This is a genomic window from Oceanihabitans sp. 2_MG-2023, assembly GCF_030547245.1.
Lineage (GTDB): Bacteria > Bacteroidota > Bacteroidia > Flavobacteriales > Flavobacteriaceae > Oceanihabitans.
Map to the genome: position 1 here is coordinate 487867 of NZ_JAUOQT010000003.1, position 18428 is coordinate 506294.

At 29.7% G+C, this 18428-nt stretch carries 19 protein-coding genes; 10 read left to right on the forward strand and 9 right to left on the reverse strand.

What is annotated here, in order from left to right; all coding sequences use genetic code 11:
* The first annotated feature begins 27 nt into the window (after positions 1-27).
* A complete protein-coding gene (locus tag Q4512_RS08890) occupies positions 28-606 on the forward strand; it encodes a DUF2892 domain-containing protein (RefSeq protein ID WP_303423926.1) in 579 nt (192 codons plus the stop codon).
* Positions 607-666: 60 nt separating this feature from the next.
* On the opposite strand, the gene Q4512_RS08895 is transcribed toward Q4512_RS08890, so the two are convergent.
* Together Q4512_RS08895 and Q4512_RS08900 are read right to left on the reverse strand one after the other, a co-directional pair.
* Positions 667-1596, reverse strand: a complete 930-nt coding sequence (locus Q4512_RS08895; RefSeq protein ID WP_303423927.1) for a lytic transglycosylase domain-containing protein — start codon at positions 1594-1596, stop codon at positions 667-669.
* Positions 1597-1651: 55 nt separating this feature from the next.
* Positions 1652-2314 carry an alpha/beta hydrolase gene (locus Q4512_RS08900; protein WP_303423928.1) on the reverse strand — a complete coding sequence of 221 codons (663 nt, stop codon included), beginning with the start codon at positions 2312-2314 and terminating at the stop codon, positions 1652-1654.
* A gap of 116 nt (positions 2315-2430) precedes the next feature.
* Between Q4512_RS08900 and Q4512_RS08905 the strand changes: the two genes are divergently transcribed.
* Positions 2431-2727, forward strand: a complete 297-nt coding sequence (locus Q4512_RS08905) for an N-acetyltransferase (protein ID WP_303423929.1) — start codon at positions 2431-2433, stop codon at positions 2725-2727.
* A gap of 50 nt (positions 2728-2777) precedes the next feature.
* Here Q4512_RS08905 and mtaB read toward each other — a convergent pair whose 3' ends face one another.
* Both mtaB and Q4512_RS08915 read right to left on the reverse strand, forming a co-directional pair.
* A complete protein-coding gene (gene mtaB / locus Q4512_RS08910; protein WP_303423930.1) occupies positions 2778-4103 on the reverse strand; it encodes a tRNA (N(6)-L-threonylcarbamoyladenosine(37)-C(2))-methylthiotransferase MtaB in 1326 nt (441 codons plus the stop codon).
* 90 nt (positions 4104-4193) lie between these two features.
* Positions 4194-5054, reverse strand: a complete 861-nt coding sequence (locus Q4512_RS08915) for a T9SS type A sorting domain-containing protein (protein WP_303423931.1) — start codon at positions 5052-5054, stop codon at positions 4194-4196.
* Positions 5055-5107: 53 nt separating this feature from the next.
* On the opposite strand from Q4512_RS08915, the gene Q4512_RS08920 reads away from it, so the two are divergent.
* The gene (locus tag Q4512_RS08920; RefSeq protein WP_303423932.1) at positions 5108-6691 is read left to right on the forward strand and encodes an ABC transporter substrate-binding protein; all 1584 of its coding nucleotides are present in this window, start codon (positions 5108-5110) and stop codon (positions 6689-6691) included.
* A gap of 3 nt (positions 6692-6694) precedes the next feature.
* Here Q4512_RS08920 and Q4512_RS08925 read toward each other — a convergent pair whose 3' ends face one another.
* The 4 genes from Q4512_RS08925 to Q4512_RS08940 all read right to left on the reverse strand — a co-directional run bounded on the left by Q4512_RS08925 (position 6695) and on the right by Q4512_RS08940 (position 10071).
* Positions 6695-7417 (reverse strand): lysoplasmalogenase family protein, encoded by a 723-nt coding sequence (locus Q4512_RS08925; protein ID WP_303423933.1) that lies wholly within the window; start codon positions 7415-7417, stop codon positions 6695-6697.
* A gap of 135 nt (positions 7418-7552) precedes the next feature.
* Positions 7553-8470, reverse strand: a complete 918-nt coding sequence (locus tag Q4512_RS08930) for a hypothetical protein (protein ID WP_303423934.1) — start codon at positions 8468-8470, stop codon at positions 7553-7555.
* A 21-nt stretch (positions 8471-8491) separates the two neighbouring features.
* Positions 8492-9670: a GlmU family protein gene (locus Q4512_RS08935; RefSeq protein ID WP_303423935.1), complete on the reverse strand. Its 1179-nt coding sequence runs from the start codon at positions 9668-9670 to the stop codon at positions 8492-8494.
* 149 nt (positions 9671-9819) lie between these two features.
* Positions 9820-10071: a type B 50S ribosomal protein L31 gene (locus Q4512_RS08940; protein ID WP_303423936.1), complete on the reverse strand. Its 252-nt coding sequence runs from the start codon at positions 10069-10071 to the stop codon at positions 9820-9822.
* A 252-nt stretch (positions 10072-10323) separates the two neighbouring features.
* On the opposite strand from Q4512_RS08940, the gene Q4512_RS08945 reads away from it, so the two are divergent.
* From Q4512_RS08945 to Q4512_RS08975, 7 genes are all read left to right on the forward strand, one after another.
* Positions 10324-10839, forward strand: coding sequence for a DUF4199 domain-containing protein (locus Q4512_RS08945; protein WP_303423937.1), 516 nt, complete (start codon positions 10324-10326; stop codon positions 10837-10839).
* 3 nt (positions 10840-10842) lie between these two features.
* Entirely contained in the window at positions 10843-11799 is a 957-nt protein-coding gene (locus tag Q4512_RS08950) for a glycosyltransferase family 2 protein (RefSeq protein WP_303423938.1), read from the forward strand.
* Positions 11800-11850: 51 nt separating this feature from the next.
* A complete protein-coding gene (locus Q4512_RS08955) occupies positions 11851-13581 on the forward strand; it encodes a phospho-sugar mutase (protein WP_303423939.1) in 1731 nt (576 codons plus the stop codon).
* Positions 13581-15407 (forward strand): ABC transporter ATP-binding protein, encoded by a 1827-nt coding sequence (locus Q4512_RS08960; RefSeq protein ID WP_303423940.1) that lies wholly within the window; start codon positions 13581-13583, stop codon positions 15405-15407. The genes Q4512_RS08955 and Q4512_RS08960 overlap by 1 nt, the downstream gene beginning before the upstream one ends.
* A 313-nt stretch (positions 15408-15720) precedes the next feature.
* Positions 15721-16263, forward strand: a complete 543-nt coding sequence (locus Q4512_RS08965; protein WP_303423941.1) for an RNA polymerase sigma factor — start codon at positions 15721-15723, stop codon at positions 16261-16263.
* Between the two features lie 44 nt (positions 16264-16307).
* Positions 16308-16802 carry a hypothetical protein gene (locus tag Q4512_RS08970; protein WP_303423942.1) on the forward strand — a complete coding sequence of 165 codons (495 nt, stop codon included), beginning with the start codon at positions 16308-16310 and terminating at the stop codon, positions 16800-16802.
* A gap of 10 nt (positions 16803-16812) precedes the next feature.
* Complete coding sequence (locus Q4512_RS08975) at positions 16813-17256, forward strand: sensor of ECF-type sigma factor (protein WP_303423943.1); 444 nt, start codon at positions 16813-16815, stop codon at positions 17254-17256.
* Between the two features lie 66 nt (positions 17257-17322).
* Here Q4512_RS08975 and Q4512_RS08980 read toward each other — a convergent pair whose 3' ends face one another.
* Positions 17323-18396, reverse strand: coding sequence for an oxidoreductase (locus Q4512_RS08980; protein ID WP_303423944.1), 1074 nt, complete (start codon positions 18394-18396; stop codon positions 17323-17325).
* Positions 18397-18428: the final 32 nt, after the last annotated feature.

Below are 18428 nucleotides of genomic sequence, written 5' to 3' on the forward strand. Positions count from 1 at the left end.
TTTGTAATCCAAAAATTTCAGTAAAAAATGTACAACAAAAATTTTAAATTAATTATTGCTGCAGCCATAGTAGGAGTAGCTATTTGGCAGTTTATAGAAGGCTATATTGGTAATGGTATTATGTTTATTTTATTATCCTTAATCTTTATATTCTTATACTTTAAAAACGAATTTATTTTATTAGCTTTTTTAAAATTACGTAAGCAAGATTTTGAAGGAGCCAATAAATGGTTAGATAAAATTAAAAACCCGGAAGCTGCTTTGGTTACAAAACAGCAAGGTTATTTTAATTATCTTAAAGGTATTATGGTTAGCCAAACCGATATGAATGAAGCAGAAAAACGTTTTAAAAAAGCGATTACTTTGGGTTTATCTATGGATCATGATTTAGCGATGGCAAAATTAAATTTAGCAGGAATTGCTTTTACAAAAAGAAGAAAGCAAGAAGCGCAAATGCTTTTAAAAGAAGCAGAAAAACTAGATAAGCGTGATATGCTTAAAGACCAGATTAAAATGATGAAAGATAATATGAAGCGTGCACAAGCACCAAATCAACATTATGGTCAAGGTGGTTCTATGCGATCTCAAAAGAGAAGAAGTAGATAGTTAGAAATACTTTTAAAATAATTTATAAAAAAAAGCCTTGAAAATTTCAAGGCTTTTTTTTTATGGTTGTGATTGATAATATCCTTCATGCGGAATATCAATTAAATATTTTTTTCTTGATGCATTATTTAATTTTGATTCCCGTAACCAAGGATTATGTATTTTAAGAATTTTATAGTTAATACCAAATCCTTTTGCAAAGTTTGCAAAATCTGTTACTACAGTATCTACCTCTACTTTATAGGTTGGTATATAACCATATAAATCTTTATCCCTAAAATTAAAACCATATTTATCTGGATGGCTTAATATTTCTTTTAAAGCTATAATTCTAAATACATAACGACCGGTTTCTTCCCCCAAAAGTAAATCATAATAACTAGAAACGTCTTGTGCTTTTAGTCTTCTTGCCATTCCTGCCATTCCTGCATTATATCCAGAAGCAGCAAGTGTCCAAGAGCCTAATTTTTCTTTAGACTTTTTTAAGTACTCACAAGCAACCTCGGTTGCTAATTCAATATTATAGCGTTCGTCTACATTATCATTAACCTCTAAGCCATACTCTCTTCCTGTGCCTTTCATAATTTGCCAAACACCACTTGCTCCTGCATGCGATCTTGCATTGGTTAGTCCACTCTCTATTACGGCAAGGTATTTAAAATCGTCTGGAATACCATGTTTTGCAAGTATAGGCTCTATAATAGGAAAATATTTTCGTGCACGTTTAAACATTAAAAAACCATTAGATTGCCAGTAGGTATTTACTAACAACTCTCTATCCATACGCTCTAGAATATCTGGATTATGTAAAGGCACTTGCTCACCGGCAAACTCTAAATAACTTGGCACTTGTAAGGCATAAACGTTATAATCGTTAATTATTTTCTTTTCAAAATTTTCATCTGTTGGTGCATCTTGTAAAGCAAAAACAAACATTGTACATAAACCTAACAGCCCAAAAAGAGCCAGTGTATTTTTAATCCATTTCATAGTCCTTAATTTTTTTATAAAGTTAAAAAATAAATAGCAAAATTTACGCCAGAAATTACTGTAATATTAATTGTGGCAAATTTTCATTAAACCACTTATATTTATTAATGATCATAATATGTGTTCCTCCTTTAATAGTTATACAGTCGCAAACATGCCTATGTGGAAAAACTTGATCTTTTTCTCCATGAATATGGATGGCTCCTGGTATTGGTTTATCTTGTTCCCAACAAACTACTTGCTCAATAGCCCAATCTAAATACTGCTTATTATTAACAGACATATATTTTTTATACAATTCAATACGTTTAGTAATACTTTTACCAAATGTATATTTTGTTAATGCATCTATATTACCTGCCAAACTAGTTGGCAACATTTTATATGCTTTAGTAAGCTTTGCTATTTTCATTCGATTTGGTAGTTCGTGCATAGTCTTAACAGAAGATACAACAATTAACTTACGTAAGTTAATATGCTTGCTCATTTCTTGAACTAAGATACCTCCAAAAGATACTCCTAATAAAACAATATTATCTTGTTTTATATGTAGCGTCATACGTTTTGCATACTCACTTATAGATTCGTTTTTGTAAGGGATCATCCATTCTAACCAATGTATTTGAAACTTATCTTTTGGTAATTTTATATTTTCAAAGATAGTAGGATTAGCAGCCATTCCCGGCATTAAATAAACATGTATAAGTTCTTGATCCATTAGTTTTTAAGTTCTTAATAACTTTAAATAACCGATTAATTTTCGTAAATTTACTGCACAAAACTATGAAAAAAGTTTTGACTCCTTAATTTTCCATTGAATTAAAAAAATTAATTATGATTGATGCAGCTGAATTAATTGACAATGCCTTTTTACGTCAATTTGAATTAAAAATTGAAGACCAATTAGCAATAATTGAATACTCGCTTCAAGAACGAAAAATATTTTTAACCAAACTTATTATTCCTGAAAACATATTTACTGAAGATTTTCAAAACGATTTTATTATACTTGCTTTAAATCATATAGAAGAAAGAAATTTAAGTGTTGTACCAACAAGTCCTGAAATAGCTAAGTTTATTCGAAAAAACAGAAAATACAAAAGTATGTTACCTGTAGGTTTAAGAATATAGTAGGAATAGAATTAATGTTAAAAAAGAGGCTACTAAAGTTTCCTTTTATTTTAAGCCATAATATTTTCGTAGGCAAACCTAACTATGCCATCTTCATCAATGTTAGTAAGTTTTACATCGTGAAGTGTATTTACTAATTCTGGATTCCAAGGAGCTTTTACTTTTACATAATTTTCGGTAAAACCATGTATATATCCTTCTTTGTTTTCACTTTCAAATAAAACAGTTCTAGAACTTCCTATTTGACTTTCGTAATATGCTCTTCTTTTCTTTACCGATAATCCTCGAAGCATCTTACTACGTTTAGCTCTTACATTTTTAGGGATTTCTCCTTGCATTGTTGCAGCAACTGTATTATCTCTTTCTGAATATGTAAAAACATGTAAATACGATATATCTAGTTCATTTAAAAAATTATATGTTTCTAGAAATATTTCATCTGTTTCTCCTGGAAAACCAACTATTACATCTACACCAATGCAAGCGTGAGGCATAACTTGCTTTATTTTACTAACACGATCTACATAGAGTTCTTTCATGTATCGTCTTCGCATTAACTTTAAAATAGCATTACTACCACTTTGCAAAGGAATATGAAAATGCGGTACAAAAATCCTGCTTTTAGAAACAAAATCTATGGTTTCATTTTTTAATAAATTTGGTTCGATAGATGATATTCGTAAACGTTCAATACCTGCTACCTGATCTAATGCTTGTACTAGTTCAAAAAAAGTATGTTCGTGTTTTTTATTTCCAAACTCCCCTTTTCCATAGTCGCCAATATTAACACCTGTAAGAACGATTTCTTTGATACCTTTCTCTGAAATTTCCTTTGCATTTTTTAATACGTTAGCAAGTTCATCACTTCTAGAAATACCTCTTGCTAAAGGGATTGTACAATAGGTACATTTATAGTCACAACCATCTTGTACTTTTAAAAAAGCTCGGGTTCGATCACCAATAGAATAGCTACCAACATAAAAATCTGCTTCTTCAATTTCGCAGGAATGCACTTCGCCAAAATCGTTTTTGGAAAGGTCGTTTATGTAATCTGTGATTTTAAATTTCTCGGTAGCACCAAGAACTAAATCTACACCATGAACATCTGCTAATTCTTGAGGTTTTAATTGTGCATAACAACCAACAGCAGCAACAAAAGCATCTGGATTTGCTTTTTGTGCTTGCTTTACAATGGTTTTAAACCTTTTGTCAGCATTTTCTGTAACAGAACATGTATTTATAACATAAATATCTGCTTCTTCCTTAAAATCTACACGTTCAAATCCTTCTTCTGTAAAGTTTCTAGCGATGGTAGATGTTTCTGAAAAATTAAGTTTACAACCTAAAGTATAAAATGCGACTTTTTTTTGTGCCATGAATTGAATAATAAAACAATGCAAAATTACATAAAAAGAGCGTTTTAACTAGTAAAACGCTCTTTTTTATAAGGAAAGAAAAATCAACTTTTAACTTCTAATTACTTTTTTAGTTATACTACCAAGATCTGTATCTACTTTTAACATATAAATACCAGATTCTAGATTAGTTAAATCTAAAGTAGTTGTTGCATTTGTTTTTATTACTTGTTTACCAATAACATTATATAATTCGATACTTTTAATAGCAACAGCATTAGAAACATTTAAATTTAGAATATTACTCGTTGGATTAGGATAAATAGAAATACTATTATCTAAAGAAAACTCTTCTACACTTAGAATGTTACCTATTACATTCATAACATATTGATTATCTGAAAAACCAATGGCTGTTGCAGGTGTAGGTGTTGTTATTCCACATGCAGTAGCTTTTAAATAACTATCATCATTTTCGCCTCCAGTATTGATCCCTGGAAAAAAAGTTTCGTTTATATTTGTTCCACTATCTCCTGCTAAAACTTCGAAAGCAATGGTAGCAGTTGTTGAAGGAATTGTTGCTGTTAATGCTACACTAATTAAACTTAAATCATCTGCAGAAGATGATATATGTGTTGCAGTACCAAGTAATGTTAAAGTAGCAGTATTCAAATCATCTGAAGTTGCAGCGTAAATATTACAAGTAATTAATTTACCATCATCTGCAGTTCCTTGACCATATTCTACAGAAGAAATTTCAAAATCTTCAGTAACACTAAAATCTGCTAGATTGTAAGCTCTAAAAAAAGAATTTTCTCTATATTCTCCTGTTCCTGTTGGCGGTTGACTCCAACAACCTACTCCTCCAGCTGTTACACTTATCGCGTCGTTAGATTGAGTTAATGTAATTTGACCATTTATAGACCAAACAAAGAAACCAATCATAAAAAAAAGAATGTAATTTTTTTTCATATTATAATATTTTGGATTAACATTGATTAAATATAACACTTTACTACTTTTAAATGAAATATTACTATCTAATTTTGCTACTTCTAGTTAGTTGCGGTTCTAAAAACAAAGAAAAGGGTAATGTATTTAGATATAATGAACATAAAAACATTGGTTCTTTAGATCCTGCTTTTGCAAAAGACAACGCAGATATTTGGGCAACTAATCAACTTTTTAATGGTTTGGTACAAATGGATGATGCATTAAACGTGGAGCCATGTATTGCTAAAAGCTGGACTGTTTCTAAAGATGCTCTCACCTACTCCTTTTTACTTAGAGATGATGTGTATTTTCATAAACATAAGCTTTTTGGAAAAGATTCTACTAGAAAAGTAATTGCTAGTGATTTTGAGTACAGCTTAAACCGATTGACAGATAAAAAAGTAGCTTCATCTGGAAGTTGGGTGTTAAATAAAGTGGCACATTTTAAAGCGATAAACGATTCTGTTTTTCAAATGCAGTTAAAACAACCTTTTCCTGCTTTTTTAGGATTACTTACCATGAAATATTGCTCTGTAGTACCTAAAGAAATCGTAGAACATTATGGAAGTGATTTTAGAGCAAATCCAATAGGAACTGGTCCATTTGTATTTAAACGATGGGAAGAAAATATAAAACTAGTTTATAGAAAGAATACTAATTATTTTGAAAAGGACACCAACGGAAATAACTTACCTTATTTAGAAGCTATAGCTATCACTTTTTTACCAGATAAACAAAGTGAGTTTTTACAATTCGCTCAAGGAAACATTGATTTTGTTTCTGGATTAGACGCTTCTTATAAAGATGAAATATTAACTGCTACTGGAAATCTTCGGGATATGTATATTAATGCTGTAAACATGATTCGTGGTCCCTACTTAAACACAGAATATCTTGGTTTTTATATGGAAAGTGATGCAAATGAAATACAATCGAAATTACTTAGACAAGCTGTAAATTATGGTTTTGACAGAGAAAAAATGATGACCTATTTAAGAAACGGTATTGGTATTCCTGCTAATGGAGGCTTTATACCAAAAGGGCTTCCTGGCTATAATGTAACCATAGGTTATAATTACCAACCCGAAAAAGCTAGAGATTTAGTAGTACAATACATTAATAAAACAGGAAATAAAAATCCAGAAATAACACTTACTACAACTAGTAATTATTTAAGTTTTTGTGAATATATACAAAGGGAATTAAAAAAAACAGGATTAAATATTATTGTCGATGTGGTTCCTGCTTCTGCTTTAAAAGAAGCAAAGGCTAATGGAAAAACAGATATGTTTAGAGCGAGTTGGGTTGCCGATTATCCAGATGCAGAAAATTATCTTTCTTTATTTTACAGTAAGAATTTTGCACCAAATGGACCTAACTATACTCATTTTAAAAAGGAACAATTTGATATTTGGTATACAGAAGCTTTTACAGAAACAAACACTATTAAAAGAGAAAATTTATATACAAAAATGGATTCTCTAATCATGCAAGAATCACCTGTTATTACTATGTTTTATGATGAAGTTATTCGTTTTACAAGAAAAAATGTATATGATTTAGGCATAAACCCTATTAACATGCTAGACTTAAAGCGTGTTAAGAAAATAGATTAACTATTAGATTTCTAAAATGTTATCTTCATATAGGTTCTTGTTTTTTTTTATTATTTTTTCGGAAACGATGCCTGTTACTATTAAATACTGTGAAATGCCATAGAGTAAAATAACTGTTACTTTTTCATAAAAAATTCCTTCAGAGTAAAATACATGTAAAACAGAAATGGAATCTGAAAAAACAGAAAACAATACTCCTAATCCAACTATTAGATAACTTTTTCTATCTACTTCTGATTTTCTTAGATAAGCAAATTGCAATACTAACATCGCTACAAATAGATAAAATAATACTGGAAAAAAATATCCTTCTAATTTATCATACACAATATTTAATATAATTAGAATATAAATAAAACAGAAACTCAATATAGGAAATAGCTTTATTAGTTTAAAGTCATTTTGATTTGAAAATTTAAATGCAAAAAACAGCTTTCCTAGTACAAAACTAAACATTCCTAAAGTAAATAAAACACTAATATTCTTGAATATAAAAAGGATATCTCCAACCAAAAAAAGAGATAAAGCGATAATCATAAATAAAAACTTATTTTTAGACTTCTCCTTATGATTAATGATATAATAGACTAGAAGAGATATCATTAAAAAAGGTTTTGTAATTAACCTAAATGAAATTGTATCTATATTTAATTTCAATATTATATCTAATAATAGAATAGAAAAATACAGTACTGAAAATATGCGTTTATTCTTAAAAATAAACATAATTATATATTGGGAGTTAAATTTTGAGGGAATTTAGTTTTAAGCAAATTAAGAAAAAAAATGCATGTTTTACAATGTAAAAAAAATAAAACTTAAATAAAAAAAATGTATTAGATGAAGCTATTCTCAAAATAATTATTCCTTGATAAAATAATACAAATCATCTCCACCTTTGCCTTTAGGTCTTGTAGAAGTAAAATAACCAGTTTTTAAATCATCCTTAATCATAAAACTATAATCATCGAACCTAGAATTTATTGGTCCATCAAGTAATTGCGCTTCACTATAAGTACCATCTTCTAGCATTTCGCTTTTATAAATATCCAATTGCCCTTTTCCTTTTGGTCTATTCGAAGAAAAATATAATGTATTATCTTTTGCTATAAATGGAAAAAGCTCTTTTTTTCTAGTGTTTACCTTAGGCCCTACATTTTCTGGTTTTCCAAAAACATTATTTTCATGTATGGCAACTCTAAAAATATCTGTCCCTCCTAAAGTCCCACGCATTGTAGAAACAAAATACATAAACTTACCATCTGGACTAATTGTAGGATGACCATAAGAAGAGTTTGGTTTACAAAAGCTTGGCACTTTAAAGTTTGTCCAACCAATACCTTCTATGTATTCTCCTATTTCGATTCTTAATCTGGAAGCTTTCTGAGATAAATTTGCTTTTCTTTCTTTATTATATACATTGGTAGTAATAACTATATATTTTTTATCTGAAGTATAAAAAGTCGAAGCAGACATATTAAAAGCTGCATCACTTAACTTATTAGGTAAAGGTAAAACATTAATAATATCACCATTATTACCAATTTCTCCTTGATATAAAGTTACTAACGGAGTATCATTAAGCATTTGTTGCTTTCCTCTTTTGTTTAATAAATTAGATGTGAAAACTATTTTATTACCCTCTAAATAAGATACTCCAAAATGAGTATTTTCATCATTAACGTTAAGATTAACAATTTTAATCGTATCCTTTTGCGCATACCCTTTAAAACAAATGCAAAAAAGCATTAAAAAACAAAACCAAAATATATTTTTCATAAATTATAAAAAAATCAAAAACTAATAATTACTTCGCCACTTTTGGGTATCGTTAAAAACATGTTCTAAAATTGCTTCATCCGTTTCGGTAAAATCAATGTTTCTTCTAGACATAACTACTTTAGCAACTTCAAAAGCTTTTTTAGTTAAATATGTTGTAAAACCACTATTTCCTCCCCAAGAAAAGCTTGGCACAAAATTTCTTGGAAAACCGCTTCCAAAGATATTAGCACAAACTCCAACAACTGTGCCAGTATTAAACATGGTATTTATACCACATTTACTGTGATCCCCCATCATCAATCCGCAAAACTGCAAACCAGTTTTAGCAAAACCTTCCGTTTCGAAACTCCATAATCGCACTTCTGCATAATTATTTTTCAAATTCGAATTATTGCTATCTGCTCCTAGATTACACCATTCGCCTAGTACCGAATTTCCTAAAAAACCATCATGTCCTTTATTAGAATAACCAAAAAGGACAGAGTTATTCACTTCACCACCTACTTTACTGTGTGGTCCAACTGTTGTTGGTCCATAGATTTTTGCTCCTAATTTAACGGTAGCATGATTGCATAGCGCAAAAGGACCACGAATAAGGCTTCCTTCCATAATCTCTGCATCTTCTCCAATATAAATTGGACCAGAACTAGCATTTAAAGTTGCAAATTCTAGTTTTGCGCCTTCTTCAATAAAAATATTTTCTGCAGCAATTATACTATTAGAACTAGGTATTGGCTGCGATTTTCTTCCGTTGGTTAAAAGCTCAAAATCTTCTTGAATTGCTTCTCCATTTTTAGAAAAAATATCCCAAGTATTTTCAATTTTTAAAACTTCTTGATCATACTCAATTGCTTCGTAAGTACTTAAATCTATATCTTCTTGTGCTTCTTTTGTAAAAAAAGCAATAACTTCTTCGCCATTAAAAATGGCTTGGTTTTCTTCTAAGTTTTTAATCAACTCAACCAACTCATAATCTGGAAGATAGGATGCATTTATCATTATATTTTTTTCCATTTCTACCATTGGGTATTTTTCAGATAAATAATCTTCAGTAATTGTAGTAGTGGTAGATCCTAAATGTTTTTCCCATTTTTCTCTAATGGTTAAAATACCTATGCGAATATCGGCAACTGGTCTAGTATAGGTAAATGGCAATAGTTGGTTTCGAGAAGGGCCATCAAAAAGAATATAATTCATGATAAAACGGAAAGTTAAATGTTAAATGATAAAAGTTCTTTACTCTTATTAAATCTATTTTTTGATTAATTCAAAAGTAATCTAAATATTAAAAACAAAAAAGCCTTTCAATATTTTGAAAGGCTTTAATTAAATATTTATAAGCTAAATTATTTTTTAAACTTAGCATATTTAGTTTTAAACTTATCAATACGACCAGCAGTATCTACTAATTTAGATTTACCAGTATAAAATGGATGAGATGTTCTAGAAATCTCCATTTTTATTAATGGATATTCAACACCATCAACTTCTAATGTTTCTGACGTATTTGCTGTAGATTTAGTTAAAAAAACATCTTCATTTGACATGTCTTTAAATGCTACTAATCTATAATTTTCTGGATGTATTCCTTTTTTCATCGCTAAATGCTTTATTATCTTAACTATTTTCGAGGTGCAAATTTAAGTAAATTTTACTAATGCACAATACTTTTTTTAAAAATTATTTAATTAAAATATTCCATTGTAAAAATAATGGCTGCAACAAAGATACTATTAATACTTTCTTTTGCTTAATTTTATTAAGATTTTCACTTTCGTGGGAATAAAATGTAACGTTTTGTTATATTTGTTTACTAACTTTCTATAAACTAAAAAATCAAAAAACATATTATGGAAACACAAAATGAATCAGTAGGGAGTTTTGCTAAAAATTACGGATTAGTACTAGGGTTAATTTTAATATTAATTGCAGTAATAATGTATGTAACAGGCTTGCAACTGGAAGGAGTACAATGGCCAATGTACATTTACTACGTTATTTTTCCTGCCATAATTATTTATGCAATTAGTCAATATAAAAAAAGTAACGCTAATATTTTAAGCTTAGGGCAAGCTATTAAAGTTGGTTTATTAATTGCTGTAATAAGCGCACTAATATTTGCTGTTTACGGACTAATTTTTAACTATTTAATAGATCCAGAATTTCAAGGTTTAGCAATGGAAGCAACAAGAGATAAACTTTTAGAAAATCCGAATTTAACGGAAGAACTAGTAGATCAACAAATGGTAATGATTGAAAAATTCTCCAACCCTTTATTAGGAAGTGCCTTTTGGATTGCTTTAAGTGCATTTTTTGGCTTAATTTATTCTCTAATTGGTGGGCTAGTAATGAAAAAAGAAGCATAATACATGAACATATCAGTAGTCATACCACTACTTAACGAACAAGAATCTTTAACAGAATTACATGATTGGATTGCAAAAGTTATGCAATCCAATCATTTTTCTTATGAAATCATTTTTATAGATGATGGTAGTACAGATGATTCTTGGAAAATTATTTCACAACTATCACAAAAAGATACTAATGTAAAAGGCATTAGATTCTTGAAAAATTTTGGGAAATCACAAGCATTACATGCTGGTTTTGAAAAAGCAGAAGGTAGCGTTGTTATTACAATGGATGCCGATTTACAGGACAATCCTAATGAAATACCAGAACTATATAACATGATAGTTAAAGATGGGTTCGATCTCGTTTCTGGATGGAAAAAGAAGCGTTATGATTCTGTAATTTCTAAAAATTTACCATCTAAACTATTTAATTGGGCTGCTAGAAAAACTTCAGGAGTTTCTCTTCATGATTTTAATTGTGGTTTAAAAGCATATCATAATAATGTAGTAAAAAACATTGATGTAAACGGTGAAATGCATCGCTATATCCCGGTACTTTCAAAAAATGCTGGTTTTACAAAAATTGGCGAAAAAATAGTGCAACATCAAGCTAGAAAATATGGCGAAACCAAATTTGGTATGGATCGATTTATTCATGGTTTTCTAGATTTAATTACTATTTGGTTTTTATCCAGATTTGGAAAAAGACCAATGCATCTCTTTGGTGCTTTAGGTTTTTTAATGTTTGCTATTGGATTTGCTTTTGCTATATATTTAGGCATAGACAAACTATATTTAAATCCTACAGGAAGACTAATCACCGAAAGACCTCAGTTTTACATTTCTTTGGTCACCATGATTATTGGCACACAATTTTTTGTAGCTGGCTTTTTAGGAGAAATTATTTTAAGAACAAAATCAGATAAAAAAAGATACTTAATTAAAGAGGAAATTAATTTAACGGCTATTTAATCTTTAACTTTTAGTATTTCCGTATTTTTACACAAACAATTACTTTATAATATGATACACATAGAACCAGAATTATTAAACAGAGTAAACAAATGGTTAACACCTGCATTTGATGCGGATACTCAAACATATATTAAAGACTTAATTGCTACCAATCCAAAAGAACTTAAAGAAGCTTTTTATAAAGATTTAGAATTTGGTACAGGAGGAATGCGTGGCATCATGGGGATTGGCACCAACAGAATTAACAAATTTACGCTAGGTAGAAATACACAAGGTATAAGTAACTACCTACACCAAGCATTTCCTGGAGAAAAACTTAAAGTTGCAATAGCCTTCGATTGTAGACACAACAGTAAAACACTTGCAAAAGTCGTAGCGGATGTTTTTTCGGCTAATAATATTGAAGTATTTTTATTTGAAGACTTACGTCCTACTCCAGAACTTTCCTTTGCATTAAAACACTTAAATTGTCATAGTGGTATTGTATTAACAGCATCTCATAACCCACCAGAATACAATGGTTATAAAGTATATTGGCAAGATGGAGGACAACTAGTTCCGCCACAAGACTCCGAAATAATTAAAGAAATTAATAATCTAGATTATGCGGAAATTAAATTTAAAGCAAACGAAGAGCTAATAAAATATATTGGTAAAGAAGTCGATGATGTATTTATTGATGCATCCATTAAAAATGGAAGCTTTGAAACTTCCGCGAAAGCGAAAGACGATTTAAACATTGTATTTACATCCTTACACGGTACTTCTATCACACTTTTTCCAGACACATTAGAAAGAGCAGGGTATAAAAACGTTCATGTTGTGGAAGAACAACGGGTACCAAATGGTGATTTCCCAACCGTTAAATCTCCAAATCCAGAAGAACCTGAAGCTTTAAAAATGGCTTTAGAATTAGCAGACAAAACAAATGCCGATATTGTAATTGGTACAGATCCAGACGCAGATAGACTTGGTGTTGCTGTTAGAGATTTAGACGGTAAAATGATTATTCTAAACGGAAATCAAACTATGGTTTTAATGACCGATTTCCTACTAAAACAATGGAAAGACAGTAACAAATTAAATGGTAAAGAGTTTATTGCTACAACCATCGTTTCTACACCAATGGTTGCTGCATTAGCAAAATCTTACAATACAGATTGTAAAATTGTTTTAACTGGCTTTAAGTGGATCGCTAAAATGATTAAAGACTTCCCAAACCAAGATTTTATTGGTGGTGGTGAAGAAAGCTTTGGCTATATGGTAGGTGATTTTGTTAGAGATAAAGATGCAAATACATCCTCTTTATTGGCTATAGAAATTGCAGCACAAGCAAAAGCTAATGGAAGCTCATTATACCAAGAATTAATTAAATTATATGTAAAACATGGTATGTATAAAGAACATTTAATCTCTTTAACTAAAAAAGGAATAGAAGGTGCGCAAGAAATTAAACAAATGATGATTGATGCGCGCGAAAATCCTTTAAAAGAAGTAAATGGATCTAAAGTTACTAAAATTGAAGATTACCAATTATCTACAACTAAAGATGTAATCTCTGGTAAAGAAACAACCATCGACGTTCCTAAATCTAATGTATTAATATATTATACAGAAGATGGAAGTAAAATAGCATTAAGACCAAGTGGAACTGAGCCTAAAATTAAATTCTATATTAGTGTAAACACTAGCCTAGACAATGTGTCAGCATTTGAGGCTACGGAACAAAAATTGAAAAATAAGATAGAAGCAATCATTAAAGATTTGCAACTTAATTAATGGATTATTTAAAAAAGATCTCTCAATTTATAATTCCGTATAAAAAATACGGTTACCTCAATATTTTCTTTAATGTACTCTACGCATTATTTAGCACCTTAGCAATGGTGTCTTTAATGCCAATGATAAATGTATTATTTGGGGAAACTAAAAAATTAAACACCAAACCTGTTTATCAAGGAATTACAGAAATTAAATCCTATGGAGAAGATTATTTAAATTATTTTGTAACAACAACGAACGAAAACGAAGGACCTCAACAAACTTTGTTATATATGATTATTTTAATCATAAGTTTGTTTTTACTCAAGAATATCTTCAATTATCTCGCCCTATTTTTTATAACATTTTTAAGAAATGGTGTTTTAAAAGATTTAAGAGATTCTATTTACAATAAAGTACTAACCTTACCTATTTCTTATTATTCTGAAAAGAAAAAAGGAGATATTATAGCTCGTATTTCTGGTGATGTTAATGAGGTAAAAAACTCCTTGTTAGCTGTTCTAGAACTAATAGTAAAAGAGCCATTAACCATTGTATTTGCAATTGTAACCATGTTTACCATTTCTATGAAACTCACCATTTTTGTGTTTGTTTTTATTCCTGTTGCTGGATTAATAATTTCTAGAATAGGAAAAAGCTTAAAGAAAAAATCTGGAAGAGTTCAACAAGAACAGGGTGTGTTTTTATCTACATTAGAAGAGACATTAAGTGGCTTAAAAGTAATAAAAGGTTTTAATGCCGAAGATCGCTTCAATACTAAATTTCAAGAATCTACGAATAGATTCTATAATTATTCAAATACCTTATTAAACCGACAAAATTTAGCTTCACCTGCAAGTGAATTTTTAGGTATCGCAACTATTGCTGCATTATTATGGTATGGAGGAAGCATGGTTTTAATAGACAAGAGCCTTTCCGGTGGAGCTTTTATTACCTACATGGCTCTAGCATACCAAATTTTAACACCTGCAAAAGCAATTAGCAAAGCTAGTTATAAAGTAAAAGCTGGTAATGCTGCAGCAGATCGTGTATTAGAAATCATTGAAACACCTTCCCTTCTTGAAGACAAACCAAAAGCCATTATTAAAACCGATTTCACAAAAGCTATAACTATTAATAATATTTCCTTTAAATATGAAGAAGATTTAGTGCTTAAAAACTTTACCGTTAACGTACCAAAAGGAAAGACGATTGCTCTTGTTGGACAATCTGGAAGTGGTAAATCGACCATTGCTAATCTTGTTACTCGTTTTTATGATGTAAACGAAGGAAACATATCTATAGATGGAGAAGACATTAGAAACCTTACCAAAAAATCTTTAAGAAGCTTAATTGGTTTAGTAACGCAAGATTCTATCTTATTTAATGAAACCGTAAAAAACAATATATTAATAGGAAACCCAAATGCTTCAGAGGATGAAGTTATTGAAGCTTTAAAAATTGCAAATGCATGGGAATTTGTTAAAAACCTACCTAAAGGCATAGAAACCAATATAGGTGATTCTGGCGGAAAACTCTCTGGCGGACAAAAACAACGTTTAAGTATAGCACGAGCAGTTTTAAAGAATCCGCCAATTATGATTCTAGATGAAGCAACTTCTGCTTTAGACACAGAAAGCGAACGTTTAGTGCAAGTGGCATTAGAAAACATGATGAAAAACAGAACCTCCATTGTAATAGCACATAGACTTTCTACCATTCAAAATGCGGATCAAATTTTAGTGATGCAAAAAGGAGAAATAGCAGAACAAGGAACACATAAAGAATTAATGAATAAAAACGGCGTTTATAATAAGCTTGTAGAAATGCAAAGCTTTGAGTAGAATTAAAATATTTAAATAAAAAAAGCTAGAATTTCTTCTAGCTTTTTTTTTGTTTATGTTAGACTTGGGGCGACTAACATTAAGTAGGTTTGATGGTGTAAATATATAGTAAATAAATATACAAACCAAAAAAAAATGCATTTCAACTTGTAAATCACGCGTTTTATCGATGATTTAAACTGTATCACATTGATTTTCAATAACATGTAAAAATAAAAAAAATCAAGTATTTTTCAGTTAATTAAAAAATTTGTGTCGATTTTAAACTTTTTGTAAATTAATAAGTCTAATAAATGATAACTAATCTAATGCTGTGCTAAACGAAACCGTTTTTTTACAACAATTAAAATCTAAAACCTCTAAAGAACAAGCTTTTAAAGAGTTGGTTTCGCAATACAAAGAGCGTTTATACTGGCATATTCGTCATATAGTAAAATCTCATGATGATACAGATGACGTACTACAAAATACGTTTATTAAAGTTTTTAAAAATATAGATAATTTTAAAGGAGACAGTAAAATTTACTCCTGGATGTATAGAATAGCGACTAATGAAGCTATAACACATATAAATAAAAACGCAAAAAGATTACAGATTACTAACGAAGAAACACAAACGCTAGCGATTAATAATTTACAGTCAGATGTTTATTTTGAAGGCAATGAAATACAATTAAAATTACAGCAAGCCATTGCAACACTTCCCGAAAAACAAAGACTAGTATTTAATATGAAATATTTTCAAGATTTAAAATACAGTGAAATGTCCGAAATTTTAGAAACCAGTGAAGGTGCCTTAAAAGCATCCTACCATATCGCTGTTAAAAAAATTGAAAACTATTTAACTAATAAATAAGTAACAATTAAACCTTTATAAAAAAAAAGAGTCTAAAAATTGTGATGAATAAAGATTTAAAAAGCATACAAGAATCCGGTTTTAAAGTTCCAAAAAATTATTTGGAAAACTTTGAAGCGTCTATATTAAGTCAAGCGAAGTTGAAAGAGAAAGTTACTAAATCTGGATTCACGATACCAAAAGGTTATTTAAAAAATGTAGAAGATACTATTTTAACAAAGGTTCATAAGGAAGAATCTGTAAAAGTAATCCCGTTATTTAGTAAAAGAAATATCATATATATATCTAGTATTGCAGCTGTAATTGCACTACTATTTAACCTTTCGAATATAAACACAAAAGCAACTTATGACTCTTTATCTCTTGAAACAGTAGAGAACTACATACTTAATGAAGATTATAGCACCGATGATTTAGCATCTTTATTTACCAACGTTGACCTTTTAGAAGAAGATTTTAATACTATTAGTTTTTCTGACGAAGCAATGCAAGAATACCTAAATAACAACCTAGAAATAAACGACTTATATACAGAATAAAACAATAGCAATGAAAAAATCAATTATTACATTATTTATATTATTTCTTTCTGTTACTACTTTTTCACAAAACGACAGAAAAGAAAGAGAAGATAAAATAAAAGCTTTAAAAGTGGCTTATATTACAGAAAACTTAAATTTATCAACCACCGAAGCTGAGAAATTTTGGCCAGTGTATAATACGTACGAAGAGCAAATTCAAAATATAAGAAGTGAATATCACAGTAAGAAAAGAGATATTAATTTTGAAACTTTATCTGAAAATGAAGCACAGAAGTTATTAGATGAAATGGAAGCATTAAACTTAAAACGAAATAACATTAACGATAAATATAAGTTGGCATTAAGAAAAGTACTTTCTGCAAAAAAAACCTTACTATTAAAAAATACTGAAGATAACTTTAAACGAAAAATGTTTAATGAATACAAAAAAAGAAACGATTCAAAAAACTAGAACTTTTCTTTTTAATACATTTAAACAGCCAATTGCAACATACATTGGCTGTTTTTTTGTGTACATCTATTCTTTAAAACTTAATTTACTAATACGTCCTGCTCCTGCTGCATAGGCAATACTGTCATTTAAAAAACGGAGCGTATAAAAACCTTCATCACTTAAATGTTTCCAAGTATTTCCTGCATCGTTACTAATATCGATTCCTTTAAAACCAACTGCTACTAATACTCTAGCACTACTATTTGGCATGTACTGTACACAACTTCTGTACCCCGGACTTTTATTTGGAGCTACTAACTGCCATGTTTTTCCTCCATCTTGAGTTCTTATTTTATTAGCAGAGCTATCTGCTGCTTTGGTATAATCACCTCCAATAGCAAAACCGTTATCTTCATCATAAAAAGCAACAGAATAAATTCCTGTAGTTTCCAAACCTTGTATTATAGGCGTTTCAAAAACTTCCCAAGTCTTTCCTTTATCTGGTGAGAATAAAATTCTGCTTGCCTTTCCTCCTGTTGCAACCCAAGTTTTGTTTCCAACTATCGCTATGTTTGTATCACTTGCTGCAAAAGCTGCTTCTCCTACTTTAGCCTTTGGTAAATCGTTACAAGATATTTTACTCCAAGTATTGCCTCCATCACGTGTAATAATAATACTCATACAATCATCTGTAGGATCACCAATGGCAATACCTTCTTGGTCGTTCCAGAAATCTAAGGCATCATAAAATACTTTTGGGTGATTTTCTTGATAAACTAACTCTCCTTCATTATACAATCTTGCTGGACTTGCTATAGATAATGAGAATGTTTTATCCGCTTGAAAAGCAATAGATCTAAAGTTGTTTTTTATAGAATCCTCTAATTCTGAAAAATAATTAGCTTCTTCGAAATTATTCATATCCTCTAAAATACTTCTATAAATTTCTCCATTAGAAGTCGCTGCAACTACATTACCTTCATTAATATCGATAGCCCTAACATTTAAACTAGCATCTTGCAAAAGAGTTTCCATTTCTACCTTCGAAAAATTTTCAAGTATTGGTTTGGATACAGGTTCGTATTTATTTTTTATACCACAACCTCCAATTCCTATTACTAAAATAGTGAATACAATAAAACATATTGCTTTTTTCATAAATATCAATTTTCTATAAAAATAGAAAAGCT

Coding starts and splice junctions, on each gene's coding strand:
- Q4512_RS08890 (WP_303423926.1), top strand. CDS start 28: ATGTACAACAAAAATTTTAAATTAATTATTGCTGCAGCCATAGTAGGA.
- Q4512_RS08895 (WP_303423927.1), bottom strand. CDS start 1,596: ATGAAATGGATTAAAAATACACTGGCTCTTTTTGGGCTGTTAGGTTTA.
- Q4512_RS08900 (WP_303423928.1), bottom strand. CDS start 2,314: ATGGATCAAGAACTTATACATGTTTATTTAATGCCGGGAATGGCTGCT.
- Q4512_RS08905 (WP_303423929.1), top strand. CDS start 2,431: ATGATTGATGCAGCTGAATTAATTGACAATGCCTTTTTACGTCAATTT.
- mtaB (WP_303423930.1), bottom strand. CDS start 4,103: ATGGCACAAAAAAAAGTCGCATTTTATACTTTAGGTTGTAAACTTAAT.
- Q4512_RS08915 (WP_303423931.1), bottom strand. CDS start 5,054: ATGAAAAAAAATTACATTCTTTTTTTTATGATTGGTTTCTTTGTTTGG.
- Q4512_RS08920 (WP_303423932.1), top strand. CDS start 5,108: ATGAAATATTACTATCTAATTTTGCTACTTCTAGTTAGTTGCGGTTCT.
- Q4512_RS08925 (WP_303423933.1), bottom strand. CDS start 7,417: ATGTTTATTTTTAAGAATAAACGCATATTTTCAGTACTGTATTTTTCT.
- Q4512_RS08930 (WP_303423934.1), bottom strand. CDS start 8,470: ATGAAAAATATATTTTGGTTTTGTTTTTTAATGCTTTTTTGCATTTGT.
- Q4512_RS08935 (WP_303423935.1), bottom strand. CDS start 9,670: ATGAATTATATTCTTTTTGATGGCCCTTCTCGAAACCAACTATTGCCA.
- Q4512_RS08940 (WP_303423936.1), bottom strand. CDS start 10,071: ATGAAAAAAGGAATACATCCAGAAAATTATAGATTAGTAGCATTTAAA.
- Q4512_RS08945 (WP_303423937.1), top strand. CDS start 10,324: ATGGAAACACAAAATGAATCAGTAGGGAGTTTTGCTAAAAATTACGGA.
- Q4512_RS08950 (WP_303423938.1), top strand. CDS start 10,843: ATGAACATATCAGTAGTCATACCACTACTTAACGAACAAGAATCTTTA.
- Q4512_RS08955 (WP_303423939.1), top strand. CDS start 11,851: ATGATACACATAGAACCAGAATTATTAAACAGAGTAAACAAATGGTTA.
- Q4512_RS08960 (WP_303423940.1), top strand. CDS start 13,581: ATGGATTATTTAAAAAAGATCTCTCAATTTATAATTCCGTATAAAAAA.
- Q4512_RS08970 (WP_303423942.1), top strand. CDS start 16,308: ATGAATAAAGATTTAAAAAGCATACAAGAATCCGGTTTTAAAGTTCCA.
- Q4512_RS08975 (WP_303423943.1), top strand. CDS start 16,813: ATGAAAAAATCAATTATTACATTATTTATATTATTTCTTTCTGTTACT.
- Q4512_RS08980 (WP_303423944.1), bottom strand. CDS start 18,396: ATGAAAAAAGCAATATGTTTTATTGTATTCACTATTTTAGTAATAGGA.